This is a genomic window from Bradyrhizobium sp. AZCC 1719, from assembly GCF_036924525.1.
Taxonomy (GTDB): domain Bacteria; phylum Pseudomonadota; class Alphaproteobacteria; order Rhizobiales; family Xanthobacteraceae; genus Bradyrhizobium.
This window is the reverse complement of record NZ_JAZHRU010000001.1, coordinates 3,301,595-3,326,553: the sequence shown is the minus strand read 5'-3', so window position 1 is coordinate 3,326,553 and position 24,959 is coordinate 3,301,595. Positions and strand designations below refer to the sequence as shown.

Below are 24,959 nucleotides of genomic sequence, written 5' to 3'. Positions count from 1 at the left end.
AGCGGGGCACCTCGCCGAAATGTCGTCCCTGCGAACGCAGCGACCCATACGCCGCGGCCCGCGGAATTGGCACATGCGGAGACGGCTTTGCTTCAACGACGAAGTGCAGTGGTTATGGGCCCCTGCTTTCGCAGGGGCGACAAGTTGAGGGGTTCTCGCCTCTATTCCGTCGTCCTGCGTTCGCAGGGACGACGGCTGCTACCGTTTCGTGCTCGCCTGCTCGGCCGAGCTTTGCGCGGCTTCCGCCAGTTTGGCGGAGATCGCCGCGGTCTCGGCGGCCGTGCCCCAACTCGGCGCGTCGCTGCCATTGCCCCAGGCGCGTGGCCGGTAGAAGGTATGCACGCCGAACTTGTGCATCTTCTTCATTTCATTGACCCACGACGGCCGCACCCAATAGGCGTGGTAGTGCGTCGACTTGTCGACTTCCGGCAGCCAGAGCTGGCCGTCGAGCATCGCCTTCGCGATCTTCTTCGCCCGCTCCCACATGTCGGGCTCGCGAATGACATCCTTGTTGTTATCGCAGGCGAAGGTGAACTGGCACGCCAGATGGCGATGCTTGTTCTGGTAGACCACGCCGCACACGGTTTCGGGATATTTGCCGGAGAAGGCGCGGTTCAAAACCACCTGCGCCACCGCGATCTGGCCTCGCACCGCTTCGCCGCGGGCCTCGAAGTAGATCGCTTCAGCCAGGCACTTTTCCGACTTGGCGCGCGACTTCTCGTCGAACAGGCCGAGGCGCTCGGCCGGCGTCTTGGCGCGCTGGTTGTCGGCGTTGACCTCGCCCTTCGGCGCGACGCTCTCGCCCATCTCGCCGGCCCGCACCGGACCATCGGCATCGACCGGCAGCGAGGCCATCACCTTCATGTCGGGATCCGGATGCGCTGATGGCATGACAATGACAGGCTCTTCGCCGGGCTGCCAGCGTTCGATGCTTTCGGGCGAGCCGAGCGAGGAGCCAAAGAACAGGCTCGAGGTCTTGAAGGAGAAACCATCGCGCGGTGGCGTAGCCGCTTGCGGCGCGACCTTGAGATCGTCCTGCGGCTTGCTCTCAAGCGACAGCGACATATCCAGTGGCGGCGCGTTCAGCGCGGCCTGCAGCTCGGGATCGAGCGGTGCACGCTCGACAGGCGGCGGCGTCTCGGCGGTCTTGGCGCCCTTGACCGATGCATTTGATGTCGCGGGATCCTCGATCGCCGGCGCTCGATCGGCAGGGCCTGTAGTCTCCACTGCCGGCGACGGCGGCGCGATGATAAGGCGGTCGCCCTTCAATGTGCGGTCGACCTTGGGGAAATCGGCGGCATGATAGCGCGGCGGTGGAGCGACCAGCGGATTGCGCGTCACCGAACCCGTGATGTCGATGCCCTGAGTGTCGAGGCTTGCGAGACGGTAAGTCGCGGTCTGCGGCGACGCGGTTCCGATCGGGCGGCCGAAGGAGAACGTCGCGACCTGGATGCCGGCGGTGGAGAATACGCGCTTTTGCCAGCGCTCGGCGACGCCCGGCTGGCGCGCCAGCAGCGAGGCGATGTCCTGATATCCTATCTCGGTCGGCATCAATGCGAAGATGCAGAGACCGAGACCGAAGGACGCGAACCGCGCGCCCTTCGGCTGGTTACGCAACACAAACATTGTACGCTCACGCAACGCTTACACGATCGAATGTCAGTACATCCGTGCAATTCGACCTTTTTTGTTGGTATCGAATTTAGGTTGCCGGGGAGTTAATCGGCGTGGCGTGCGTGCTACACGCAAGACATCGCGCGAATTTCGCGGATTGCATGAGAAGTGTTGGTAAACAGGCCCGCGATGAAAGTGGTAAACATCCCGTTAACGAAGATGATCAAGAGAATGTTACGCGCGCGAATATGGGAACTCATGTTCCGTCCGCGTCATTGCGAGCGAAGCGAAGCAATCCATCGCGCGGCATAACGGATGGATGGATTGCTTTGTCGCTTCGCTCCTCGCAATGACGGCTTCTTCGTCAGAGCGCTTTGCTCTCCCGCAAAAACGCAAATGCCCGGGACGAAGCCCGGGCATCACATCCTGTTGCGTTATGGTTATCGAAGAAGCCCTACGCCTGACTCTCAATCTTCTTGCCGAGCGCGGCCTGGGCGGCGGCAAGCCGTGCGATCGGCACGCGGTAGGGCGAGCACGAAACGTAGTCGAGCCCGATCTCGTGGCAGAACGCCACCGAGGCGGGATCGCCGCCATGCTCACCGCAAATGCCGACCTTCAAATTAGGCCGTGTCTTGCGACCACGGCTGACGCCGATCTTCACCAGCTCGCCCACGCCATCGCGATCGACCGAGATGAACGGATCGATCTCGAGAATTCCCTTGCTGACATAGGTGCCGAGGAAACTCGCGGCGTCGTCGCGGCTGATGCCGTAGGTAGTCTGGGTCAGGTCGTTGGTGCCGAACGAGAAGAACTCCGCGGTCTGGGCGACATCGCCGGCCAGCAGGCACGCACGCGGCAGCTCGATCATCGTACCAACTTGATAAGCGAGCTTCTTGCCGGTCTCCTTCATCACCGCCTGCGCGGTGGCGTCGATCCGCGCCTTGACCAGGTCGAACTCGGCCTTGGTCGCGATCAGCGGCACCATCACCTCCAGACCGACGGCCTCGCCGGTGCGCTTCTCGGCTTCGACCGCCGCTTCGAAGATCGCGCGCGCTTGCATTTCGGCGATCTCGGGATAGGCGATCGCAAGACGGCAGCCGCGGAAGCCCAGCATCGGGTTGAACTCGGCGAGATCGCGGGCGCGATCGGCGAGCTTGCGCGGATCGGTGTTCATCGCGCGCGCGACTTCCTCGATCTCGGCCTGGGTGTGCGGCAGGAATTCATGCAGCGGCGGATCGAGCAGGCGGATCGTGACGGGCAGGCCCTTCATGATCTCGAACAGCTCGACGAAATCGGCGCGCTGCATCGGCAACAGTTTTGACAGCGCCGCGCGGCGCGACTGTTCGTCCTCGGAAAGGATCATCTCGCGCACGGTGCGGATGCGGGTTTCCTCGAAGAACATGTGCTCGGTGCGGCACAGCCCGATGCCCTCGGCGCCGAACTTCACGGCGGTGCGCGCGTCGTCAGGCGTGTCGCCGTTGACGCGAACGCCGAGCTTGCGGACCGCATCGGCCCAGCCCATCAGCGTGCCGAACTCGCCCGACAGTTTCGGCTCGATCATCGGCATCTTGCCGGCCAGCACCTGGCCGAGCGAGCCGTCGATGGTGATGACGTCGCCGGTCTTGAAGGTGCGGGAGCCCACACTCATCGTGCCGCGGCCATAGTCGACGCGAATGGCGCCGCAGCCGGAGACGCAGGGCTTGCCCATACCGCGCGCGACCACCGCAGCGTGCGAAGTCATGCCGCCACGGGTGGTCAAAATGCCTTCGGCGGCGTGCATGCCGTGAATGTCTTCCGGACTGGTCTCGACGCGCACCAGAATGACGTTGCGGCCATCGGCCTGAAGTTTCGCGGCTTCATCGGATGAGAACACGATCTCGCCGGAAGCGGCGCCGGGCGAGGCCGGCAGACCGGTCGCAATCACGTCGCGCTTGGCCTGGGGATCGATGGTCGGATGCAGCAATTGATCCAGCGAAGCCGGATCGATCCGCATCACCGCGTCCTTCTTCGAGATCAGGCCTTCGTTGGCGAGCTCGACCGCGATGCGCAGCGCAGCCTTCGCGGTGCGCTTGCCGCCGCGGGTCTGCAGCATCCACAACTTGCCCTGCTCGACCGTGAACTCCATGTCCTGCATGTCGCGGTAGTGCTTTTCGAGCAGCGTGTAGAACCGCGTCAGTTCCTTGAAGGCCTCCGGCATCGCGCTTTCCATCGACGGCTTGTCGGAACCGGATTCCTGGCGCGCTTCCTCGGTGATGTCCTGCGGCGTGCGGATGCCCGCCACCACGTCCTCCCCCTGCGCGTTGATCAGGAATTCGCCGTACAGCTTGCTCTCGCCGGTCGAGGGATTGCGCGTGAACGCAACACCGGTCGCAGACGTTTCGCCCATATTGCCGAACACCATGGCCTGCACGTTGACCGCGGTGCCCCAGGATTCCGGAATGTCGTGCAGGCGGCGGTAGGTCACCGCGCGCGCGTTCATCCAGGATGAGAACACCGCGCCGATCGCGCCCCACAATTGCTCGTGCGGGTCCTGCGGGAAATCCCTGCCGGTCTCGCGCGCCACCGCTTCCTTGTACTTGCCGACCAGTTCGACCCAGTCGTCGCCGGTGAGATCAGTGTCGAGCGTGTAGCCCTGGCTGTCCTTGAAGGTGTCGAGAATGTCCTCGAAGTGATGATGCTCAAAGCCGAGCACCACGTCCGAATACATCGTGATGAAGCGGCGATAGCTGTCATAGGCAAAGCGGCGATCGCCGGAGAGCTCGGCGAGCGCTTCGACCGTTTTGTCGTTGAGGCCGAGATTGAGCACGGTGTCCATCATGCCCGGCATCGAGGCGCGGCCGCCGGAGCGGACCGACACCAGCAGCGGATTCTTGGAATCGCCGAATGCCTTGCCGGTCAGCTTGCCGACATGCTCAAGCGCCTTGTCGACCTGCGCCTTCAGCGCGGGCGGATAGGTTTTGTCATGCGCGTAGAAATAGGTGCAGACCGAGGTCGGAATGGTGAAGCCCGGAGGCACCGGCAGGCCCAAATTGGCCATCTCGGCGAGGTTGGCGCCCTTGCCGCCGAGCAGTTCGCGCAGGCCCGCTTTGCCCTCGGCCTTGCCGTCGCCGAAGGTATAGACCCACTTGCCGGATTTTACCGCCTCGGCGGCAGGCTTGCGGACGGCAGCCTTCTTGGCCGCGACCTTGGCGACCGGCTTGGCCGGGGCCTTCTTCAGCGCTTTGCGGGCCGAGGCCTGCGGCGCGGCCTTCGGCCGGGCGGATGGCTTTGATTTCGCTACAGATTTCACTGCAGCCTTCTTGGACTTCGCGACGGCTTTGGCCATGGATTCCAACTATCCGAAAAAGGGAAGAAGATTGCGCGCCTTACACCATTTTGAGGGGTTCCGCGCAAGCCGCGAAACCCCGCTTTCCAGTGCTAGAACTTGAACATCTTGAGCACGCCGAGACCCACCAGGCCGACGAAGATCAGGTAGATCGCGACGATGTAGTTGAGCAGCCGCGGCATGATCAGGATGAAAATCCCGGCGAGCAGAGCAACGATCGCAGGAACATGCGTGGCGGTGATGGTCATTGAAATCTCCGGATGATCGGGGTGGGAAGAAATCGAATCGAGGGCGGCAACTTAACCGCTGGCGCGGTTCGGGAATAGCAAGACGCTCAACCGCTTCAATGGGTTCCAACCTCCGCAACAATTCCCCAGAAATGCCGCGAATGAGGCCGCGCTTTTTCCGGAACAATGCCGCACGGGATGAATTGGCCCGCATTGTGTGTGCTGGCGAAAGCCGGCACCTCTTCTCGCGAAGGAGTTCACTATGCGGAACAGACTAATTGCCATTGCGGCGATCGCGGGCGCGATGGCGGTCCCGATCGCAGCTCAGGCGCAGACCACGATCGGCACAGGCGGCGGCAGCACGGTCGTCATCGGTGAGCATGAAGGCATCTCGCCCGACGTGCGTCCGGCCTTCCGCGAATACATCGTGCGTGAACGCGTGCCGAATTACACGATTTCCGAGCGTGTGACGGTTGGCACCGTGCTGCCGGAAGCCGGCGTGACCTACTACGACGTGCCGCAATCGTTCGGGGTGACGCCCTATCGCTACACCGTGGTGAACGGCCAGACGATCTTGGTCGAACCGCGTTCGCGTCGCATCGTTCAGGTGGTCGATTGACCTTCAGTAGCCTGAACGATTGGTCCGGGCGCCGCGCAAGCGGATGTGCGCGAGATACGACCGGACAAGAAGCCCCGCCCGGCGTCCCCTCCGGGCGGGGTCTTTTTTGCGCGGTGCAGTCCTGTAGGGTGGGCAAAGGTGCTCTTGCGCCGTGCCCACCATCTATCCGGATCGTGGGTGTGAATGGTGGGCACGCTTCGCTTTGCCCACCCTACAGCTACTCCCTGATTTCCAATCCAGGCTTCTTCACCACCAGCCGGTGAATCTTCTTTCCCGATGAGGCGCTGACGATCTCTTCGTCGAGCAATACGGTCGCGGCCTTCAGCTCCGCCTGCACGACCGCCGGATCGAACGCCGCGTAAAGCCGTCCCTGCGCGTCGCGCTGATCGGCGCCTTCGGTGACGCGCCAGCTCAGATAGAGAATGCCGCTGGGCTTGACGATATCGAGCAGGCGGCGGACCGATGCCGCAATCTCCTTGCGGTCGAGATGCATAATCACGGTTTCGCACAGCACGTTATCGAACGTCCCGATGCCGCGCAGATCGGGCAATTCGGCATGCGCGAACTTGCACGACGGATAGCGCCGGCGCGCTTCGTTGAGCAGGCCCTCCGAGGCATCGAAGCCCACCGCCGAAAAGCCGTGGGTGTGAAGCCAGGCGACCTCGCGGCCGCAGCCGCAGCCGATATCGGCCGAATTGCCGCCGCGCACGAAAAATCGTTCGACGACTTCCTGCAGGTCGACGGGCGCCGGCTGGCCGAGCCAGTCCTTCGCGAACGCCGCCGCATCCTGGTCATAAGCGGCGAGCGTCTGAGGATCCATGGTCTAGCCTTCGATCTTGGAAAAATCCGCCACCGCGCGGGTCGCCGCGCGGATTTCGTTCAGAAGCTTTAGTCGATTCTCGCGCACGGCAGGTTCATCATCGTTGACCTTGACCTTGTCGAAGAACGCATCAACGGCAGGCCGCAGCTTCGCCATCGCGCTCATCGCGGCTGCGAAATCTTCCTTCTGCACTGCGGCTCCGGCCTCGCTCTTGACCTGGTCGATCGCCTTGGCGAGCGCCTTTTCTTCAGCAAGCGCGTAGAGCCCGGCATCCGGCGCACCGTCAAACGTGCGCTTGTCCCTTTTCTCCTCGATCGAGAGGATGTTACCCGCGCGCTTGGTCCCTGCAAGCAGGTTCTTGCCGTCATCAGTGTCGAGGAACTTGCCGAGCGCCTCGACCCGGCGGACGATGAGCAGCAGGTCGTCCTGGCCACCGAGCGAAAACACGGCATCGACGAGATCGTGGCGCGCGCCCTGATCGCGGAGTTGGACCTTCAGGCGGTCGGCGAAGAAAGCGAGGAGGTCGCCCGGAAGCTCCTCGGCGTCGCTCTTTTCCGGCAAACCAGCCAATGCCGACTTCGCCACGTTCAGGATCGGTAGCCGGAGCGTATTGTCAACGATCAGCCTGATTGCACCCAGCGCTGCTCGCCGCAATGCATAGGGGTCCTTGCTGCCGGTCGGCTTCTCGTCGATCGCCCAGAAACCCGCCAGAGTATCGAGCTTGTCGGCCAGTGCGACGGCCGCGCTTACCGGATCGCTCGGTACGCGATCAGTCGGCCCCTGTGGCTTGTAATGGTCCTCGCTCGCGGCGGCGACAGAGTGGTCTTCACCTTGCGCCTGCGCGTAGTACTTGCCCATCAGGCCCTGCAGCTCGGGGAATTCACCGACGACCTCGGTCAACAGATCGGCTTTTGCCAGATGCGCGGCGCGCTTGGCCTTCGCGACGTCGGCGCCGACCAGTGGCGCGATCTCGGCCGCCAGCCGTTCGATCCGCTTGATGCGTTCGGCCTGCGTGCCCAGCTTCTCGTGAAACACGATCTGGTCGAACTTCTTCAGGCGGTCTTCCAGCTTCGTCTTCAGGTCGGTCTCGTAGAAGAATTTTGCGTCCGACAGCCGCGCGCGGATCACACGCTCGTTGCCGGCAACGATCACCTTGCCGCCATCGGTCGCTTCGATATTGGCGGTGAGGATGAACTTGTTGGCGAGCTTCCCCGTCTTGGGATCGCGCACCACAAAGCATTTCTGGTTGTTGCGGATGGTGGCGCGGATCACCTCGTCCGGAATCGTGAGATATTCCTCGTCGAACGATCCCATCAACGCCACCGGCCACTCGACAAGGCCGGCGACCTCGTCCAAGAGCCCCTGGTCCTCGACCAGCTCAAACCCTTGCGCGAACGCCAACTCCTTGGCATCCGCCAGGATGATGTCCTTGCGCGCCTGCGGATCGAGCACGACCTTGGCCGCCTTCAGCTTGGCTTCGTAATCCTCGAAGCGGCGCACCGGGATCGCCGACGGCGCCATGAAGCGGTGGCCGAACGTGGTCTGCCCGGCCTCGATGCCGTCGACGGCAAATTTCACCACGTCGGGCTCTTCGGTCTCCGGACCGAAGGTCGCGATGATCGAGTGCAGCGGCCGCACCCAGGAGAGCGAACCCGATTTGGTCGAACGCGCGCCCCAGCGCATCGACTTCGGCCACGGGAAGGTTCGGATAATGACCGGCAGAATCTCGGCGAGCACATCGATGGTGGCGCGGCCCGGCTTTTCGATCAGGGCGATGTAGAAGTCGCCCTTCTTCGGGTCGGTCTGGATCTTGGCGTCTTCGATCCTGGTCAGACCGGTCGCCTTCAAAAATCCCTGGATCGCGGCATCGGGCCCTCCGACGCGTGGGCCGCGGCGCTCTTCCTTGAGGTCGGACTGCCGCGTCGGAACGCCGTGCACGGTCAGCGCCAGCCGCCGCGGCGTCGCGAAGGCTCTCGCGCCTTCATAGACCAGGCCCTCGGCGACGAGCTTGTCGGTCACCATGCGGCGCAGATCGTCCGCCGCCTTCGCCTGCATGCGCGCGGGGATTTCTTCGGAAAACAGTTCCAGCAGAAGATCAGGCATCAGACCGCCCTGCCCGCTTCGGTGTGAACCCAGGCTTCGCCGCAGGCCTTTGCCAGTTCGCGCACGCGCATGATGTAGCTCTGCCGCTCCGTCACCGAAATCACGCCGCGCGCATCGAGCAGATTGAAGACATGGCTCGCCTTGATGCACTGGTCATAGGCCGGCAGCGCCATCAGATGCTCCTTCTGATTGCCGCCCTCCTTCCATCCGGTTGCGAGATATTTCTTGCAGGCGTCTTCGGCCATCTTGAACTGCTCGAACAGCATCGCCGTATCGGCGTGCTCGAAATTGTGCCGCGAATATTCCTGCTCGGCCTGCAGGAAGACGTCGCCATAGGTGACCTTGTCGGCGCCCTCGCGGCCGTTGAAGTTGAGATCGTAGACGCGGTCGACGCCCTGAACATACATCGCAAGCCGCTCGAGCCCGTAGGTGAGCTCACCGGAAACCGGTGCGCATTCGACGCCTGCGACCTGCTGGAAGTAAGTGAACTGGCTGACTTCCATGCCGTCGCACCAGCACTCCCAGCCCAGCCCCCATGCGCCGAGCGTCGGGCTTTCCCAATCGTCCTCGACGAAGCGGATGTCGTGGATCCCTGAATCGATGCCGATCGCGGCCAGCGACTTCAGGTAGAGGTCCTGAAGGTTCGACGGCGACGGCTTCATGATCACCTGAAACTGATAATAGTGCTGCAGCCGGTTGGGGTTCTCACCGTAGCGGCCGTCCTTCGGCCGGCGCGAGGGCTGCACATAGGCCGCATTCCAGCGCTTCGGCCCGAGCGCGCGCAGCGTCGTCGCCGGATGGAAGGTGCCTGCGCCCATTTCCATGTCGTAGGGCTGCAGGATCACGCAGCCCTGCTCCGCCCAGAACCGCTGGAGAGCAAGGATGAAGCCCTGGAACGAACGTTCCGGGCGCATATGGGCAGGCAAAGCGTCCATCAGCAGAATCGGTCTCGCGAAGGGGGGTTTGAAGTGCGCGGGACCGTATCGGCGTAGGGGCAGGGAATCAAGGCGATGCCGGGATGCCAAAGCGCGACAGTTCGTGCTCTCTCCGTCATGCCCGGGCTTGTCCCGGCCATCCACGTTCTTCCTTATTGGTGAGCCAAGGGCGTGGATGCCCGGGACAAGCCCGGGCATGACGCGTTTCAGGTCAACCCGGCCGGTAGGCGCCGGTGACGGGGTCGCGGCGCAGCGTCGGGATATCGGCCGTCCGGGTGGCCTCGGCGACGCGCGCCAGCCGTGCCTCTTCGAGTTCCCTGTTGATACGGACAGCAGTCTTGTAGGCCCAGCGGACCACGGCGAGCCCTCCCAGGGCACCTGCGAATGCGATCAGCGGCGGCATCGGTCGATCCTTGTCGTTCACGTGTCAGCCCCCAATGGATTACATTCTCGCCGAAGCCGGCCTGCGCCGCAATTGTGCTTTTGGGACTAAATGGCGCGGGTGCGCCCAGCCTGGAGCCCGGTTCTGATTGAATCAGAACCGGGCTCTGGCTTCTTATTTTGACGCGTTTTCTTGACGCGAGCCGGTGTCCACCCCGGATCAAGTCCGGGGCAGGCTTTCGCTTGAAAACGCTCTAGAACCCGAATTTGGCCCAAATGGCCCGGGTCTCCAGCGCCGAAATCAGGTCATCCGGCAATCCCCCGATACCGTCGGCCAGCGAGCCCGCGCCCGGCGATCTGCGGCCCAAGAGCCCGGCCAGCATCCCGCTTGCCGGCACGATGACGGGCGTCAGCACTTTGTCGCCATAGCGCTCGCGCAGCGTCGAGCGGAGATCGCCGATCTTGTCCGCAAGGCCGAGCGACACCGACCTCTCGCCCGCCCAGTACTCGCCAGTGAACAGGACGTCATCGGCCCCCTTGAGGCGCGCACCGCGGCTGCCTTTGACCAGCGCGATGAAGATGGCGTGAATCTCGCGCTGAAGCGTCTTCAGGCGGGCGACGTCATCTGGGTCTTCGGGCAGGAAGGGGTCCAGCATCGCCTTGTGCTCGCCTGCCGTGTAAAGCCGCCGCTCAACACCGATCCTCTTGATCAAGTCCTGAAAGCCGAAACTGCCGCCGACCACGCCGATCGAGCCGAGGATCGAGGACGGATCGCAGAATATCTCGTCGCCCGCGCAGGCGATCATGTAGCCGCCGGATGCTGCGACGTCCTCGACGAACACCAGCACCGGCAGTTTCTTTTCCGCAGCAAGCTGCCTGATCCGCAAATAGATCTGACGTGATTGCACCGGCGAGCCGCCGGGCGAATTGATCACCAGCGCCACCGCCTTGGCGTGTCGGGTGGCGAACGCGCGTTCGAGCGTTTTGGCGATGCCGGCCAGCGTCAGGCCCGGCCGCAATGGCGTCACCGCACCGATAACGCCCGACAGGCGAACCACCGGAACGACCGCAGCGTCTCGCCGGAATTTTGCCGGAATGAATCGTTTCATCCCGTCAATGAGGCCCGGCAATCCCGTGCGATCACTTAATTGTTCACTCATGCCGTTACCTCGAATTAACCATTTTTTATCACGCCAATGTCATTGGAAAGGCCGGAACGCCTTTTGGCAGGAATGCCTTTTGCATTGCAGACGAGAGACTGCAATGGCGCAGCGGAGACTGACATGAAAATCTACCTGCTGATAATGCTCATCGGCAGCCTTCTGACCGCGATTCATTTTACGTCGGCGCCCAAACAACAGTCAGAGACGCTTCCGCAGTAGCGAGTAATTGGGAGTTGCGGGCCGACTTTACAGGTTCGCGAGCGGCAAGGTTCCCTTCCCGGCCAGAATCTCCTGCACCCTTTTGTGGGGCTGACCTTGCTCGTCATTGAGCATCAGGGCGGGATGGATTTGCGTCGGTGCCCGCCCACCCTTGGTGGCGCGCACCAGGATGCGATTGGCAGGCCCCCGTGCGTCACCGTGAACCGGCAGCACCTGCAGGCTCCCGAAACCGTGATCGAGCGCCGAGAGCACCTCGGCGATTCCATCGGCACGCCAGATCAGCGTCAGCGCTCCCTTCGATTTGAGAATGCGCCGCGCCGCGTGAATCCATTTCGAGAGCGTCGTTGCGGTCGCCATATGCGCGGTCCCGCGTGCCGTGTCCGGCGAGACGCGATGCCGCGCCGGGTCGTTGAAGGGCGGATTCATCAGCACCGCATCGACGCTGTCAGGAAGGAGTCCGGCAGCGGCAAAGGCTGTGGCATCGGCCTCCACGTCAAGCACGATCACACTGGCTAGAATCGCATTCGCCTCCGCATTGGCGCGCGCAAGGCCCGCCAGCACAGCATCGATCTCGACCAGAACCAGATCGACGCCGGCCACCCGCCTGGCAACCGAAAGCCCCGCGACGCCGACGCCGGCGCCGAGATCGGCCACGCGGTCGCCCGGACGGGCCGCGGTCGCCGCCGCCAGCAGCACTGCATCGTGACCGGCGCGATGTCCCGATTTCAGCTGCTTCAAACGCAATTGCCCGCCGAGAAACGCATCCTCGGTGAGTTCGAGGTCAGTCATCGGGGCGCAATTCGTGAGCCAGACCGGCGTCGGCCAGCAACTGGCGGGCTGCGCGATTGTCGTCCTCATGAACCAGGATGCGGCGTGGCAGGATGCCGAGCGATCCCTCGATGACGCTCATGTTCTGGTCCAGCACCAGATGATGGATATTGGCGCCGTCGAGCAGCGCGCCGATCGCAGAAACCAGCACGATATCGTTGGTCCTGACCAATTCCCGCAAGTGGTGTTCTCCTTTTTGCCCCGATGCGACGACGGCACGGGGTCTGTCAACCGTTACGTGCCCTTGCCGCGATTGCCGGCACTTTCTATTGTAGAATAAGGATAGTGCGAATTGGCCAAAATTGGAGACCCGTGTGGCGGTTATTGTACCCTTCGAAAGCCCGTCGAACGCTTCGATAGATGCGCTGGTCGGGCTGGTCGCCGCCGACATGGAGCGGGTCAACGCCACGATCCTGTCGCGCACGGGATCGGAAGTCACCATGATTCCGGAAGTCGCCAACCACCTGATCTCATCCGGCGGCAAACGTCTGCGCCCGATGCTGACGCTGGCGATGGCCCAGCTCTCCAACTATTCCGGCGACGGCCACATCAAGCTCGCCGCCGCAGTCGAGTTCATGCACACCGCGACGCTCTTGCATGACGACGTGGTCGACGAGAGCGAGCTGCGCCGCGGCAAGCTGTCGGCGCGGATGCTGTGGGGCAATGAGGCGAGCGTGCTGGTCGGCGACTTCCTGCTCGGCCAGGCCTTTCGCATGATGGTCGAGGTCGGCTCGCTGCGTGCGCTCGACATTCTCTCCTCGGCCGCGGCCACCATCGCCGAAGGCGAAGTGATGCAGCTTGCGGCGGCCAAGAACACCGCGACCACCGAGGACGAATACCTCGCCGTGATCAGGGGCAAGACCGCCGAACTGTTCGCCGCCGCCTGCGAAGTCGGACCCGTGATCGCCAACCGGCCGAAGGCCGAGCAAACCGCATGCCGCTCGGTCGGCATGAATCTCGGCATCGCATTCCAGCTCGTCGACGACGTGCTGGATTATGGCGGCAAGGCTGCGAAACTCGGCAAGAACATCGGCGACGATTTCCGCGAAGGCAAGATCACGCTGCCGGTGGTGCTGGCGTTCCGTCGCGGCAATGACAGCGAGCGGCAATTCTGGATCAAGGCATTGGAGCGTGGCGAGATCGGCCACAGCGATCTCGATCACGCCATCGGCTTGATGACCAAGCACCGCGCGCTGGAGGACACGATCAGCCGCGCCCAGCATTACGGCGCAATGGCCGTCGACGCGCTCGCGCTATTCCCGGCCTCGCCGATGAAAACCGCACTCGAACAGGTCGTGGCGTTCTGCCTGGCAAGGTCGCATTGAGCTGCGCCCGCGTAGGGTGGGCAAAGGCGCTCTTGCGCCGTGCCCACCAACTTCACCCGTTTTGAGGACATGCTTTGGTGGGCACGCGGAGCCTGTCATCGGGCGCGCATTCGCGCGACCCGTTGGCTTTGCCCACCCTACAAAGGCGATTAATGAACAGCACCAGCTTCACGCTATTCCTCTTGGCCGCACTCATCATCGCCGCTGTCCCCGGTCCCGGCATCTTCTACGTCGCCGCGCGGACGCTGTCGGGCGGCAAGAGCGCCGGTATCGCTTCGACATTCGGGACTGCGCTCGGCGGGCTCGTGCACGTGATCGCGGGCGGGCTTGGCGTCTCGGCGCTCATCCTGGCCAGCGCTGAGCTGTTCACCGCGCTCAAATTCGCCGGCGCAATCTATCTCGTGTGGCTCGGCATCAAGACATTTCGCGAGGCGCGCGATCTGCTGCCGCAGCAAGCCATCGCGGTCGGTACACAACGGGCGTTCCGGGAAGGCGTGCTGGTCGAAGCCTTGAACCCGAAGACCGCGGCCTTCTTCCTGGCCTTCATTCCACAATTCCTCGACCCGGCCGGCAGCTATCCGGCGCTCCAGTTCATGGCGCTGGGCCTGATCTCGGTCGCGCTGAACACGCTTGTCGATATCATCGTGGTGATGATGGCCGCCACCGCGCGCGGTAGTCTCACGCGCAGACCGAATGTGCTTCAACGATTGCGACAGGGCTCGGGGCTGTTCATCGCGGGCCTCGGCATTTCGCTGGCGCTGGCACGACGGCCTGCGAGCTAGCCCGTAGGGTGGGCAAAGGCGCTCTTGCGCCGTGCCCACCATCAGCACTCCGCTGGGAATGGTGGGCACGCTTCGCTTTGCCCACCCTACGAAATGCCTTCAGCTCAGCGTTCCCGCATGCACCCACCATCCGGGGTGATCGCGCCGGATCTGCTCTGCCGCGCGTCCGGCTTCGACGGTGTTCTCATAGATCGCAAAGCAGGTGGCGCCGGAGCCGGACATCCGTGCCAGCCAGGCGCCGTTGGTCGCGTTGAGCGCTGCGATGACCTCGCCGATCACGGGCTGAACACGCATGGCGGGCGCTTCCAGATCGTTGGAGCTGGCGGCGAGCGCTTCAACCCAATCTTCCAGCGATGCCTTCTCGTCCGGCCACCGGTCCCGCAGCAGGACGTCGGTGACGCCGACCAGCAATTCGCCGGTGCGCAGGCCGAGCGCATTGAAAACGTCGCGGGTCGCGACGGCAACGCCGGGGTTGACCATCACGCACGGCATCTTCGGCAGACTGAGCGGCTGCAGCGTTTCGCCGACGCCGGTCATGACGCAGCCGCGTGAGTTGACGCAGACCGGCACGTCAGCGCCGGTCAGCTGCGCGACCTCGACGATGCGGGGATCGTCGAGCGCGAGCCCGTTCGACTGCGCAAGCAACCGCAGCGCCGCCGCGGCATCGGCCGAACCGCCGCCGATTCCGGCCGCGACCGGCAAGACCTTGTCGAGCGTAAAGCTGCCGGCTTTCATGTCCGGTACGCGCTCGGCCAAGAGGCGCGCGGCCTTGAGCACCAGGTTGTCCGAGGTCTCGCCGCAGGCCTGCGCCAGCGGTCCCGACATCTTCAAATCCAGATCCGAACCCGGCGTCAGCGTCAGCCGGTCGGCGCAGTCGGCGAACGCCACCACGCTTTCGAGATCATGGTAGCCGTCGGCACGGCGGCCATTCACCCGCAAGGTCAGGTTGACCTTGGCGCGCGCAATGTCATTCAACAGCGGCATTGCCGAACAGCCCCCAAAGTCCTTGCCTCAGCCACCCCTACCGTCTTCTTTCTTCTTGTCGGCGGAAGCCGCAGAGGAAGTGTCTTCGGGCAGGCCGTTGGCAATCTTGGCTTCGATCTTCGGCAATTCCTCTGCCTCGGGCTTGAGGTCGCGGGCATGGGCCCACTGGAATTTGGCTTCCAGCGTCCGCCCGACGCGCCAATAGGCATCGCCGAGATGGTCATTGATGGTCGGATCCTCCGGCTTGAGGTCGATCGCACGCTCGAGATGCTTTACCGCGTCTTCAAAATTGCCGATCCGGTAAAACGCCCAGCCCAGCGAATCCACGATGTAGCCGTCATCGGGGCGCTGGTCGACGGCGCGCCGGATCATCTTCATGCCTTCGTCGAGGTTGATGCCCTGGTCGATCCAGGAATAGCCGAGATAGTTCAGGACATGCGGTTGCTCGGGCTGCAGCTCGAGCGCCTTGCGCATGTCGGCCTCGGCCTTGCTCCACTGCTTGGAACGTTCCTCGCAAATGCCGCGATAGTAGTAAGTGACCCAGGTGTTCTTGTCCGTCACGCCGGGCATCGCGTCGATCGCGAGCGTATAGGTATTGGCGCAATCGTTGAACTTCTTGCGGCCGCGCTCAATATTGCCGAGCGCCATGATGGCTTCGATGTCCTTCGGCGCCTCCGCGGTGACGCCCTTGAGGATCTTGATCGCCTCTTCGCTGCGGTCGGCGGCGTCGAGATTGGTGGCGAGCTGGATCTGCGCGTTGCGCTTGAGCGGCGAACTGGCCGGCATGCGCTCGTAGACCTTGATCGCCATCTGCGGCTTCTTCACGGACTCGTAGAGATCGGCGAGCGACAACAGCGCCAGCGGATGATTGGGCTGCAGATAGAGCGCGAGTTGCAGATAGACCAGCGCCAGATCCTCGCCGCCGCGGCGGGTCAGCGTGGCGCCGATGCCGTACAGCGCCTCGGCCGCGCCGGCCTGCGCCGAATCGACCAGCGCCGCCATCTTTTTGCCAGCCCGGGTCTCGCGCAGACCTTCCTGCACCAGCGGATGCCGCGGCAACTTCTTGTCGAACGCTTCGTAAATGCCGGCCGCCGCCGCGCCATCCTTGTTGCGCGACAGCCAGCGCGCATAGGCGTCGGATACACGCAGCATCGAATCGTCGAGTTTGTGGGCGCGCTCGAACCGCGTGCCGGCGTCCTTGTCCTTGCCCGAGATCTCCAGGATCATGCCGGTGTGGAGATCCTTGAAGATCGGATACCATTCGGGGCCGGTCAGCTTGTCGATATTGGCAACCGCGGTCTTGGCATCGCCCGCGCCGTAGCTCGCCCATCCCGACAGCAACGTGGCCACCAGGTCGGTGATCGGCCCGCGGATCGACTGGTTGATGTTGAGCTGCGCGGCCGCATATTTCTTCTGCTTGAGGTCGCGGACGCCGACCACCAGCCGCGCAACGCGGTTCGCCTTGTCCATCGTCAGGATGCGATCGGCGAGCTTGACCGCCTCATCGATGTCGCCATCGGCGAGCGAAGAGATGAAGGCGCGATCCAGGAGTTCGTTGTTCTTCGGATCGGTGCGCAGCGCAGAGCGATAGAATGCCGCAGCCGAGGCCGCATCGCGCTCGACGCTGGCATGGCGCGCGGCGAGATAGCTGCCTGCCGTCGTCAGCGACTTCAGATCGGATTTGGTGGGGAATTGCGCGGCGTTGTCGGCCGTATGTTCGGGCGTCTGCGCCCAGGCCACGCCAGGCGCGGCCAGGCTGGCAACAGTAATTGCGGCGATGGTCCAACGATTCATACGAGTGGAAAGCATCACAGTTCGCCTAGCTCCAGGATGTATGGCGGGATCGTTACGATCGGTCTCGAATGCAAACCCAAGCGGCGGCATCTCAGGCAGCGACAATGCCGCTTTTGGCCTTCAACCGCAAGGATACGGGTTGGCGAATCGATTGGCAGATAGGCCCCTAGGGCTCCGATTTAGCCAGCCCAACCCGGAAACGCTTTTACTGTGGCGGTATCGTGGCCGGAGGCGGTATCACCCTCCTCCAGCTCACGCAATCGTGGTCTATACGGCCTCTTACATGCCCTGGTAATTGGGCCCGCCGCCGCCTTCCGGCGGAACCCAGTTGATATTGCCGTTCGGGTCCTTCACGTCACAGGTTTTGCAGTGGACGCAGTTCTGGGCGTTGATCTGGAAGCGCGGACCCGAGGCCTCCTCGACCCATTCATAGACGCCGGCCGGGCAATAGCGGTTCGACGGACCGGCATAGACATCGTGCTCGGACGTCTTCTGCAGGTTCATGTCGGCGACCTTGAGATGAACCGGCTGATCCTCCTCATGGTTGGTGTTGGAGAGGAACACCGAGGACAGCTTGTCGAAGGTGAGCTTGCCATCCGGCTTGGGATAGGCGATCGGCGCATGCGCCTTGGCCGGATCCAGCGTCTTGCGGTCGGACTTGGCGTGCGACTGGGTTCCGAACAGCGAGAAGCCCAGCGTGTTGCACCACATGTCGAAGCCGCCCAGCGCCACGCCGATGATGGTGCCGAATTTCGACCATAGCGGCTTGACGTTGCGGACCCGGTGCAGGTCTCGACCTACGGCGGAATCGCGCCAGGCGTTTTCGTACTCCACCAGTTCGTCATTGGCGCGGCCGGCGCCGAGCGCCGCCGCAACGTGTTCCGCCGCGAGCATGCCGCTGCCCATCGCGTTGTGCACGCCCTTGATGCGCGGCACGTTGACGAAGCCCGCCGCGCAGCCGATCAGCGCACCGCCCGGGAAACTCAGCCGCGGCACCGACTGATAGCCGCCCTCGGTGATGGCGCGCGCGCCGTAGGAGATACGCTTGCCACCTTCGAACACGGGGCGGATGGCGGGATGCGTCTTGAAGCGCTGGAATTCGTCGAATGGCGAGAGATACGGATCGTCGTAATTGAGATGCACGACGAAACCGACCGCCACCTTGTTGTCGTCGTAATGATAGAGGAACGAGCCGCCGCCGGTTTTATTGTTGAGCGGCCAGCCGAACGAATGCTGGATCAGGCCCTTCTGGTGCTTGGCGGGATCGATCTCCCAGACTTCCTTCAACCCAATGCCGAATTTCGGCGGCTCGCTTTTCGCGTCGAGCGAGAATTTCGCGATCAGTTCTTTGCTCAGGCTGCCGCGCGCACCTTCGGCGAACAGGGTGTATTTGCCGAGCAGTTCCATGCCGCGGGTGTAGGAATCCTTGTGGCTGCCGTCCCTGGCGATGCCCATGTCGCCGGTGGCGATGCCACGCACTGCACCGTTATCGTCATACAGCACCTCGGCCGCGGCAAAGCCGGGATAGATTTCGACGCCGAGCGCCTCGGCTTTCGGCGCCAGCCAGCGGCAGACATTGCCGAGCGAGCCGATATAGCAGTGATGATTGTACATCAGCGGCGGCATTGCGAAATTCGGCAGCCGGATCGCGCTGGTCGCGGTGGTCCAGTAGAAGCGGTCGTCCTTGACCTGGGTTTTGAGCGGGCAATCGGCGTCCTCACGCCAATCCGGAATCAACTTGTCGAGCGACACCGGATCGATCACCGCGCCCGACAGGATGTGCGCGCCGACTTCGGAACCCTTCTCCACCACGACGATGCTGAGATCGGCATTGAGCTGCTTCAGCCGGATCGCCGCAGCGAGGCCGGACGGCCCGGCGCCGACGATCACGACGTCGAATTCCATGGATTCGCGGGGAGGAAGTTCTTCTGCACTCATGATCTGATCTCAGCCCAATTGAGAACGGCTCTAAAGGCTCGTTGTTTCCGATTTTTGCGGGGAGGACAACCATGGAAATGCAATGCGAGGCGTTTCACGCCGGCTCGATCCGTATTAGATTGGCATCATGGATTTGATCCCCGAACCCACACCTAATGTCAGGCAATTGCTGGCTTTTTATCTGGAGGCCGGGGTCGATTGCGCGTTGATGGAGGAACCAGTCGATCGGCTGACCGAGGCCGACACCCCTGCTGCCCCCATCGCTGTCCGCGAGACTGCGCCACCCCGCCCCGTCAGGGAAATGCCCGCCGCGGTGCAGGCAGTTCCGCGCAGCGAAATAGCGCCCGCGCCGGAAGCCGCCACCGCTCTCGCGCGCGAAGCGGCGCGAACGGCGCCGACACTGGAAGCGCTGCGCACGCTCCTGGAAACTTTCGAGGGCTGCGCGCTCCGAAACACCGCGACGCGGCTGGTGTTTGCCGACGGCAACCCGCAGGCGCGCATCATGTTCGTCGGCGAAGCACCCGGACGCGACGAAGACATCGAGGGCCTGCCCTTCGTCGGACGTTCCGGCAAGTTGCTGGACCGGATGATCGCGGCAATCGGACTGGACCGCAGCAAGGCCTACATCGCCAACGTGATTCCCTGGCGGCCGCCCGGCAACCGAACGCCAACGCCGCAGGAGACGCAAATCTGCCTGCCGTTCATCCAGCGGCAGATCGAACTCGTGAACCCCGACATACTGGTGACGCTCGGCAACCCCTCGACGCAAACGCTGCTGTCGACCCGCGATGGCATCATGAAGACCCGCGGCAAATGGTTCGACTACGACACCGGCACCCGCTCCATCCGCGCCATGGCGACGTTCCACCCGGCCTATTTGTTGCGCTCGCCGTCCTACAAGCGGATGTCCTGGCAGGACCTGCGCGCGATCGCAAAGGCGCTGGAGCAACGAGGTTCCCCCTCATCCTGAGGAGCCCGCGGAGCGGGCGTCTCGAAGGATGGGCCGCGGGCCTCATGGTTCGAGACGGCGCTCCGCGCCTCCTCACCACGAGGGATGAGCTACGGCGCCTTCGGCCGCACGATCGCCCAGCCGATCCGCAGCAATGGCTGGCGGCCGTTCACCATCCATTCGAAGGCGCGCGGCACTTCCGGCACCAGGCCGGGAAAGCGTTGCGCGATGTCGGGCGGCGGCGCACCCGAGGTATCGGAGGCGCGCCAGACCACAACGCCGCCGGTCTCGTTGAATTTCGCGACCGACAGCCAGGGCGTTCGTTCCGGCGTGGCATCGAGCAACAGATGCGGGCGCCCGCTGCTCATGGCGATGAAGCTTGCCAATTGCGGATCGCCGGCCACCGCGCGCAGGCGCTGGTTGGTCCGGCGCTCGAAGCTGTCGCCGAAGAAGTGCGCAATCGCCTTTGCCGGCAGCGAGGTCGGCACTTCGTTCGCGGTCCACGGCAAAAACAGCGTGGCCGCAATCGTCACCAAGGCAGGCGCGACGACCGCCGCCGCCCATGCCGTCCGCAACAGGCGCTGGCGCCGCAGATGGATCAGATCCCCGCTCGCAACGATTACGGCGAGCCCCGACATCAACAAGGCGACGCCCTCCCCGCCGACGACATGATCGAGGTTGAAGATGCCCGCGATCAGGCTTCCGAGCAGCGCCGGCGCAAGCGCAAAGAAATAGACGAAGTAGCGCGCCAGCGGATCGACCGGCGGCCGGTAGATGATCGGCGCCTCCCCGGCATGGCGGGCGAACCGGCCGGAGTTGAGGATCGCCAGCAGCACGATAGCAGACATTGCGAGCACGAGGCCAACGAGCAGCCAGCCCCATTGCAGGATGCGCCCGCCGAGATCGGAGATCGCGGGCCACGGCGGCATCGCGAGCGCATCGGCGCGGAGCAACCAGATCAGATAGGGCAAGACCAGAACGGCGATCACGAGCAGCGCATAGAGCGGATCGAGCGACATCAGCACGCGCCGCCCCCGCGCGGTGGCAACGGCAAATCCGGCGAGCAGCAGCAGCAATCCGAGCGCGGCCGGCGTTGTCAGCAGCAAAAGCCCGGCCTCGATCGACCAGGCGAACCAGGCGTTGCGCCGGTTCTGGCCGATCAATTGCCAGGAGTGCAGCAAAAGCAGCGCCCATAGCGGGCGCGCCAGCACCAGCGGGCCGAACTCGACGCCGGGCGAGCTGAAGGCCACCACCGTCATCGACAGCAGCACCGCGAGCACCGCCTGCTGCCCGCCGACAATCGCGCGGCCCAGTTGATAGTAGATCCAGAAGGTGACGACGGCGCAGACCTGCGCCAAAAGATAGACGCCGAACATATGGTTGCCGGCGGCGCGAAACGCGATGTCGGCGAGCCAGAGCGCCAACGGCGGACCGAGCCATGTTCCGACCTGGTATTCCCGGCCGAAGGCCAGCACGGTCGCAAGATCACCAGGCGGGCTGCGGTACAGCAGCATCGGCAGGATTAGCCAAATTGCGGCCTGGACCAACACAACGAGCCAGACCACCAGCCGCGGCCGGGCGCGGATCAGTTCGACAACGAGCGAGGTGAAGCGCATGAAACGTCCGAATGCCGGGCCGGGCAGCCCTGTCCCCCGACGGTTGATAGAGCGCAGGAGCCGTCGAGGCAACCGATCTCAGATCGTGACCGAGATATCGGAAGTAATCTCTTCATCCACGGTGAAGAGGTCGGGTTCGACCGACTCTTCAACTGTCTCGGGGAAATGCTTCAGCCGCGCGGCAATGACGGGTGCAAAAAACCGGCGGTGATGGATGCTCGGGCCGAGCCGGTCCAGCGCCTCGCGGTGTTCCGGCACCGCGTAGCCCTTGTGGGTCTCGAAGCCGTAGCCCGGGCAATCCAGCGCCAATGCGCTCATCAGGCGGTCGCGCGTCACCTTGGCGATGATCGAGGCTGCTGCAATCGACATGACGATGCCGTCGCCGCCGATCACGGCGTCACAGTCGCAGGGCGCATCGATCTTGTCGCGGCCGTCGACGAACACATGCTTCGGCATTTCGGGCAGCGCGCGCACGGAGCGCGCCAGCGCCCAGAGCGAAGCGCGCAAGATATTGTCGCGGTCGATCCGCGCGGGCGAGGCAAAGGCGACCGAAAAGGACGAGGTGGCGCAGATCTCCTCGAACAGTTCCTCGCGGCGTTCGGGCGTCAGCCGCTTGGAATCGTCGATGCCTTTGGGGATTCGCTTGGGATCGAGGATGACCGCGGCCGCTACCACCGGACCCGCCAGCGGACCGCGCCCGGCCTCGTCGCAGCCGGCGACGGGCCAGACGCCGCGCTTGATCAGCGCCCGCTCGCGGCGAAAGCTCGGCGGGGCAAGCGTGATCACGCCCTTGGGCAGCTCGGCCTCTTCCTTGCCGGCTTTCCTGGCTGATTTCCCGTCAGATTTCTTGGTGGACTTGTCCCGAATCATGGCCGGGATTCGTGCGCCAGCGCGCGGCGGCGCGCAACCGGGAACCCGGCACAATTCCCATTATTCAGCGTGACCTCGTCGCCACTCCCCGGCCTCAATCACATAAACGCTCCGGCTGCCGCGCTTGGGCTCTGCAATCGTCTGCCGGTGACGCATTCCGAGCTTCTCGAGGGCATGAATGGATGGCGCATTTCTCGGATCGACCAGTCCAAGTAATCTGCTGCATTTGAGTTGGTCGAACCCGAAAGCAAGCTGCGCCTTCCCGATTTCGGTTGCGATCCCCCTGCCCCATGCCCGGCGCGCAAGGACGAAGCCAATCTCAAAATCGTCAGTTCCCAACGCGTCGCATGGGGACAAGCCGGCAAAGCCGATGATTTCACCCGCAGGCTTTTCGGCCAGAACCGCCATCCCCGTGGGGCTGCCACCGAAGGTGAAGAATCGCCGAATGAAATCCTCGGCAGCGTCCCTTGCCATCGGCGCTCCGGCAAATGCAAAGCGCATCACATCGCTATCGCCAAGAATCAAATCCTGCAGGACCGCTATGTCCTTTTCAGCCGCAGCGCGCAGAATCAGGCGCGGCGTTGTCAGAATGACGAGCGGCTGCTCTTCCAACGCTGGCGCGGGCTGCTGGTGCATCAAACCGCAATACGGCAATTCACCGGCGGAGAGAAGTGGCGCTGCCGCAACGTCGCGCGTTTAATCCGGCAGATGCACCCGCCGGTCCTCGCCGACCTCGACGCCGGGCGCCACCACGACTTCCCAAACGTGATTGTCGGGATCGCCGAAATAGCCGGAATAGCCGCCATAGTCGGTCTTGTCCGCGGGCTTCAACAGCGACGCGCCGCAGGAGACGGCGAAATCGAGCGCAGCTTCCACCTCCTTGGTAGAGCTGCAATTCCATGCGAGCGTCGTGCCGCGAAAGGATTTCGGCCGCGGCTGATCCGGCAGCTTGGCATCGCCTGCGAGTTGATCCCACGGGAACAGCGCGATTACCGTGCCGCCGGTGTCGAAGAAAGCGACGGCCTCACCGGTTGCGTGCATTTTTCGGGCAAAGCCGAGCGCCTCATAAAAGGCGATGCTGGCGCGCATGTCGCTGACGCCGAGCGTGATGACCGTGAACCGGGGGACTGGCTTGCTTGTACTCATGTGAGTCTCCTCCCCGTCATTGCGAGGAGCCAACGGCTCGCAATGACGATCAGAACAAACTCAACTGCTGTCCGTTCCGCTTCGGCTTGACGAAATGATCAGTCGTCAGTTTCGCACGCCGCTTGTTGAGGCCGAGCTTCTCGCAGGCGATTTCGAACCGCCGCCCGATCATCCAGGCCATCGGGCCGGTGCCCTTCATCCGCGTACCCCATTGCGAGTCGTAGTCGCGCCCGCCTCGCATGTCGCGGATCAGGGTGAAGACGTGACGGTAACGGTCGGGATAATTCGCCATCAGCCATTCGCGAAAGAGGTCGCGCACCTCGAGCGGCAGCCGCAGCAGCACGTAGCTCGCTTCCTTGACGCCGGCGTGAGCCGCGGCATCGAGAATGCGTTCGATCTCGGAATCGTTCAGCGCGGGAATAACGGGTGCGACCATCACGGTGGCGGGGATGCCGGCCTGCGACAATTGCCGCAGCGCCTCCAGCCGCTTCGGCGGCGTCGAGGCGCGCGGCTCCATCGTGCGGGCGAGCTTGGGATCGAGCGTGGTCACGGAAATCGCGACCTTTGCCAAATTGCGCTTCGCCATTCGCTGCAGAATGTCGATGTCGCGTGTCACCAGCGCCGATTTGGTGACGATGCCGACGGGATGACCGGCCCGATCGAGGACTTCGAGAATGCCGCGCATGATTTTGTGCTCGCGCTCGATCGGCTGATAGGGATCGGTGTTGGTGCCGATCGCGATCATGCGCGGCTCGTAGCCGGGTGCCGCCAGCTCCTTCTCGAGCAATTCCGGCGCGTCCGGCTTGGCGAGCAATTTGGATTCGAAATCGAGCCCGGGCGACAGGCCGAGAAAGGCGTGGGTCGGTCGCGCGAAGCAGTAGACGCAACCGTGCTCGCAGCCGCGGTACGGATTGATCGAGCGGTCGAAACCGATGTCGGGCGAGTCGTTGCGGGTAATGACCTTGCGCGAGGTATCGAGCGATACCGTGGTCTTGAACGGCGGCAGGTCGTCCAGACTCTGCCAGCCATCGTCGAAGGCGACCCGCGCCTCGGCTTCGAACCGGCCGCTGTCGTTGGACTGCGCGCCGCGGCCGCGCCGCCGCTGGCGTTCGATGGCGACCGCGATGTCGGGAAAAGGTGTCGCACCCGCCGGCTCGGAGGGCGCCGTGACCGGCGGGTGCTTGAGGGCATGAGAGGATGCTCGGCTCATGAAGCGAACATAGCACGCACGAAGAACAAATCAAGAACATCTTCGGCAACAACTCACAGGAAGCGCAGACATCGGCGACGGCGCCGGCGCCCGATGCCGCAAAAATCTGCA

General features: G+C 63.7%; 22 protein-coding genes. 4 read left to right on the top strand and 18 right to left on the bottom strand.

Annotation, left to right across the window (positions count from 1 at the left end; genetic code table 11):
* Positions 1-198: 198 nt before the first annotated feature.
* The 3 genes from V1292_RS15745 to V1292_RS15735 form a co-directional block, all read right to left on the bottom strand.
* Positions 199-1,626: a cell wall hydrolase gene (locus tag V1292_RS15745; RefSeq protein WP_334373647.1), complete on the bottom strand. Its 1,428-nt coding sequence runs from the start codon at positions 1,624-1,626 to the stop codon at positions 199-201.
* 442 nt (positions 1,627-2,068) lie between these two features.
* On the bottom strand, positions 2,069-4,939 hold the full coding sequence (gene ppdK / locus V1292_RS15740) for a pyruvate, phosphate dikinase (protein WP_334373646.1): 2,871 nt from the start codon (positions 4,937-4,939) through the stop codon (positions 2,069-2,071).
* A 92-nt stretch (positions 4,940-5,031) separates the two neighbouring features.
* Entirely contained in the window at positions 5,032-5,187 is a 156-nt protein-coding gene (locus V1292_RS15735) for a DUF3096 domain-containing protein (protein WP_082637306.1), read from the bottom strand.
* A 241-nt stretch (positions 5,188-5,428) separates the two neighbouring features.
* Here V1292_RS15735 and V1292_RS15730 point away from each other — a divergent pair, with 241 nt between their 5' ends.
* Positions 5,429-5,785, top strand: coding sequence for a DUF1236 domain-containing protein (locus V1292_RS15730; RefSeq protein ID WP_334373645.1), 357 nt, complete (start codon positions 5,429-5,431; stop codon positions 5,783-5,785).
* A gap of 217 nt (positions 5,786-6,002) precedes the next feature.
* On the opposite strand, the gene V1292_RS15725 is transcribed toward V1292_RS15730, so the two are convergent.
* The 7 genes from V1292_RS15725 to V1292_RS15695 form a co-directional block, all read right to left on the bottom strand.
* Positions 6,003-6,605: a class I SAM-dependent methyltransferase gene (locus tag V1292_RS15725; protein ID WP_028346929.1), complete on the bottom strand. Its 603-nt coding sequence runs from the start codon at positions 6,603-6,605 to the stop codon at positions 6,003-6,005.
* 3 nt (positions 6,606-6,608) lie between these two features.
* Complete coding sequence (gene glyS, locus V1292_RS15720; protein ID WP_334373644.1) at positions 6,609-8,708, bottom strand: glycine--tRNA ligase subunit beta; 2,100 nt, start codon at positions 8,706-8,708, stop codon at positions 6,609-6,611.
* Entirely contained in the window at positions 8,708-9,643 is a 936-nt protein-coding gene (locus V1292_RS15715; RefSeq protein WP_334373643.1) for a glycine--tRNA ligase subunit alpha, read from the bottom strand. The genes glyS and V1292_RS15715 overlap by 1 nt, the downstream gene beginning before the upstream one ends.
* Before the next feature lie 211 nt (positions 9,644-9,854).
* Positions 9,855-10,046: a hypothetical protein gene (locus V1292_RS15710; RefSeq protein WP_334377059.1), complete on the bottom strand. Its 192-nt coding sequence runs from the start codon at positions 10,044-10,046 to the stop codon at positions 9,855-9,857.
* Positions 10,047-10,278: 232 nt separating this feature from the next.
* Positions 10,279-11,184 (bottom strand): S49 family peptidase, encoded by a 906-nt coding sequence (locus V1292_RS15705; RefSeq protein ID WP_334373642.1) that lies wholly within the window; start codon positions 11,182-11,184, stop codon positions 10,279-10,281.
* A 249-nt stretch (positions 11,185-11,433) separates the two neighbouring features.
* Entirely contained in the window at positions 11,434-12,195 is a 762-nt protein-coding gene (locus V1292_RS15700) for a tRNA1(Val) (adenine(37)-N6)-methyltransferase (RefSeq protein ID WP_334373641.1), read from the bottom strand.
* Complete coding sequence (locus tag V1292_RS15695) at positions 12,188-12,415, bottom strand: putative signal transducing protein (protein WP_334373640.1); 228 nt, start codon at positions 12,413-12,415, stop codon at positions 12,188-12,190. Before V1292_RS15695 ends, V1292_RS15700 begins: the two co-directional genes overlap by 8 nt.
* Positions 12,416-12,548: 133 nt before the next feature.
* On the opposite strand from V1292_RS15695, the gene V1292_RS15690 reads away from it, so the two are divergent.
* Together V1292_RS15690 and V1292_RS15685 are read left to right on the top strand one after the other, a co-directional pair.
* Positions 12,549-13,559, top strand: coding sequence for a polyprenyl synthetase family protein (locus V1292_RS15690; RefSeq protein WP_334373639.1), 1,011 nt, complete (start codon positions 12,549-12,551; stop codon positions 13,557-13,559).
* 152 nt (positions 13,560-13,711) lie between these two features.
* Positions 13,712-14,341: a LysE family translocator gene (locus tag V1292_RS15685; protein ID WP_334373638.1), complete on the top strand. Its 630-nt coding sequence runs from the start codon at positions 13,712-13,714 to the stop codon at positions 14,339-14,341.
* 99 nt (positions 14,342-14,440) lie between these two features.
* On the opposite strand, the gene V1292_RS15680 is transcribed toward V1292_RS15685, so the two are convergent.
* The 3 genes from V1292_RS15680 to V1292_RS15670 all read right to left on the bottom strand — a co-directional run bounded on the left by V1292_RS15680 (position 14,441) and on the right by V1292_RS15670 (position 19,057).
* Positions 14,441-15,325, bottom strand: coding sequence for a 4-(cytidine 5'-diphospho)-2-C-methyl-D-erythritol kinase (locus V1292_RS15680; RefSeq protein WP_334373636.1), 885 nt, complete (start codon positions 15,323-15,325; stop codon positions 14,441-14,443).
* A gap of 27 nt (positions 15,326-15,352) precedes the next feature.
* A complete protein-coding gene (locus V1292_RS15675; RefSeq protein WP_334373635.1) occupies positions 15,353-17,134 on the bottom strand; it encodes a tetratricopeptide repeat protein in 1,782 nt (593 codons plus the stop codon).
* A 264-nt stretch (positions 17,135-17,398) separates the two neighbouring features.
* Positions 17,399-19,057, bottom strand: a complete 1,659-nt coding sequence (locus V1292_RS15670; RefSeq protein ID WP_334373634.1) for an electron transfer flavoprotein-ubiquinone oxidoreductase — start codon at positions 19,055-19,057, stop codon at positions 17,399-17,401.
* 133 nt (positions 19,058-19,190) lie between these two features.
* Between V1292_RS15670 and V1292_RS15665 the strand changes: the two genes are divergently transcribed.
* Positions 19,191-20,027 carry a uracil-DNA glycosylase gene (locus V1292_RS15665; RefSeq protein WP_334377058.1) on the top strand — a complete coding sequence of 279 codons (837 nt, stop codon included), beginning with the start codon at positions 19,191-19,193 and terminating at the stop codon, positions 20,025-20,027.
* Between the two features lie 89 nt (positions 20,028-20,116).
* Here V1292_RS15665 and V1292_RS15660 read toward each other — a convergent pair whose 3' ends face one another.
* From V1292_RS15660 to V1292_RS15640, 5 genes are all read right to left on the bottom strand, one after another.
* Positions 20,117-21,622, bottom strand: coding sequence for a glycosyltransferase family 39 protein (locus V1292_RS15660; RefSeq protein WP_334373633.1), 1,506 nt, complete (start codon positions 21,620-21,622; stop codon positions 20,117-20,119).
* A 78-nt stretch (positions 21,623-21,700) separates the two neighbouring features.
* The gene (locus V1292_RS15655) at positions 21,701-22,492 is read right to left on the bottom strand and encodes a ribonuclease HII (RefSeq protein WP_334373632.1); all 792 of its coding nucleotides are present in this window, start codon (positions 22,490-22,492) and stop codon (positions 21,701-21,703) included.
* A gap of 60 nt (positions 22,493-22,552) precedes the next feature.
* On the bottom strand, positions 22,553-23,128 hold the full coding sequence (locus V1292_RS15650) for a GNAT family N-acetyltransferase (RefSeq protein WP_334373631.1): 576 nt from the start codon (positions 23,126-23,128) through the stop codon (positions 22,553-22,555).
* A 60-nt stretch (positions 23,129-23,188) separates the two neighbouring features.
* Complete coding sequence (locus tag V1292_RS15645; RefSeq protein ID WP_334373630.1) at positions 23,189-23,638, bottom strand: VOC family protein; 450 nt, start codon at positions 23,636-23,638, stop codon at positions 23,189-23,191.
* A gap of 49 nt (positions 23,639-23,687) precedes the next feature.
* Positions 23,688-24,848, bottom strand: a complete 1,161-nt coding sequence (locus tag V1292_RS15640) for a PA0069 family radical SAM protein (protein WP_334373629.1) — start codon at positions 24,846-24,848, stop codon at positions 23,688-23,690.
* Positions 24,849-24,959 lie beyond the last annotated feature (111 nt).

What these genes read in the sequence shown, in the direction of transcription:
- ppdK (WP_334373646.1), bottom strand. Translation starts at nt 4,939, where the DNA reads ATGGCCAAAGCCGTCGCGAAGTCCAAGAAGGCTGCAGTGAAATCTGTA.
- V1292_RS15655 (WP_334373632.1), bottom strand. Translation starts at nt 22,492, where the DNA reads ATGATTCGGGACAAGTCCACCAAGAAATCTGACGGGAAATCAGCCAGG.
- glyS (WP_334373644.1), bottom strand. Translation starts at nt 8,708, where the DNA reads ATGCCTGATCTTCTGCTGGAACTGTTTTCCGAAGAAATCCCCGCGCGC.
- V1292_RS15650 (WP_334373631.1), bottom strand. Translation starts at nt 23,128, where the DNA reads ATGCACCAGCAGCCCGCGCCAGCGTTGGAAGAGCAGCCGCTCGTCATT.
- V1292_RS15710 (WP_334377059.1), bottom strand. Translation starts at nt 10,046, where the DNA reads ATGCCGCCGCTGATCGCATTCGCAGGTGCCCTGGGAGGGCTCGCCGTG.
- V1292_RS15705 (WP_334373642.1), bottom strand. Translation starts at nt 11,184, where the DNA reads ATGAGTGAACAATTAAGTGATCGCACGGGATTGCCGGGCCTCATTGAC.
- V1292_RS15725 (WP_028346929.1), bottom strand. Translation starts at nt 6,605, where the DNA reads ATGGATCCTCAGACGCTCGCCGCTTATGACCAGGATGCGGCGGCGTTC.
- V1292_RS15730 (WP_334373645.1), top strand. Translation starts at nt 5,429, where the DNA reads ATGCGGAACAGACTAATTGCCATTGCGGCGATCGCGGGCGCGATGGCG.
- V1292_RS15735 (WP_082637306.1), bottom strand. Translation starts at nt 5,187, where the DNA reads ATGACCATCACCGCCACGCATGTTCCTGCGATCGTTGCTCTGCTCGCC.
- V1292_RS15685 (WP_334373638.1), top strand. Translation starts at nt 13,712, where the DNA reads ATGAACAGCACCAGCTTCACGCTATTCCTCTTGGCCGCACTCATCATC.
- V1292_RS15645 (WP_334373630.1), bottom strand. Translation starts at nt 23,638, where the DNA reads ATGAGTACAAGCAAGCCAGTCCCCCGGTTCACGGTCATCACGCTCGGC.
- V1292_RS15675 (WP_334373635.1), bottom strand. Translation starts at nt 17,134, where the DNA reads ATGCTTTCCACTCGTATGAATCGTTGGACCATCGCCGCAATTACTGTT.
- V1292_RS15700 (WP_334373641.1), bottom strand. Translation starts at nt 12,195, where the DNA reads ATGACTGACCTCGAACTCACCGAGGATGCGTTTCTCGGCGGGCAATTG.
- V1292_RS15680 (WP_334373636.1), bottom strand. Translation starts at nt 15,325, where the DNA reads ATGCCGCTGTTGAATGACATTGCGCGCGCCAAGGTCAACCTGACCTTG.
- V1292_RS15670 (WP_334373634.1), bottom strand. Translation starts at nt 19,057, where the DNA reads ATGAGTGCAGAAGAACTTCCTCCCCGCGAATCCATGGAATTCGACGTC.
- V1292_RS15660 (WP_334373633.1), bottom strand. Translation starts at nt 21,622, where the DNA reads ATGCGCTTCACCTCGCTCGTTGTCGAACTGATCCGCGCCCGGCCGCGG.
- V1292_RS15745 (WP_334373647.1), bottom strand. Translation starts at nt 1,626, where the DNA reads ATGTTTGTGTTGCGTAACCAGCCGAAGGGCGCGCGGTTCGCGTCCTTC.
- V1292_RS15715 (WP_334373643.1), bottom strand. Translation starts at nt 9,643, where the DNA reads ATGGACGCTTTGCCTGCCCATATGCGCCCGGAACGTTCGTTCCAGGGC.
- V1292_RS15640 (WP_334373629.1), bottom strand. Translation starts at nt 24,848, where the DNA reads ATGAGCCGAGCATCCTCTCATGCCCTCAAGCACCCGCCGGTCACGGCG.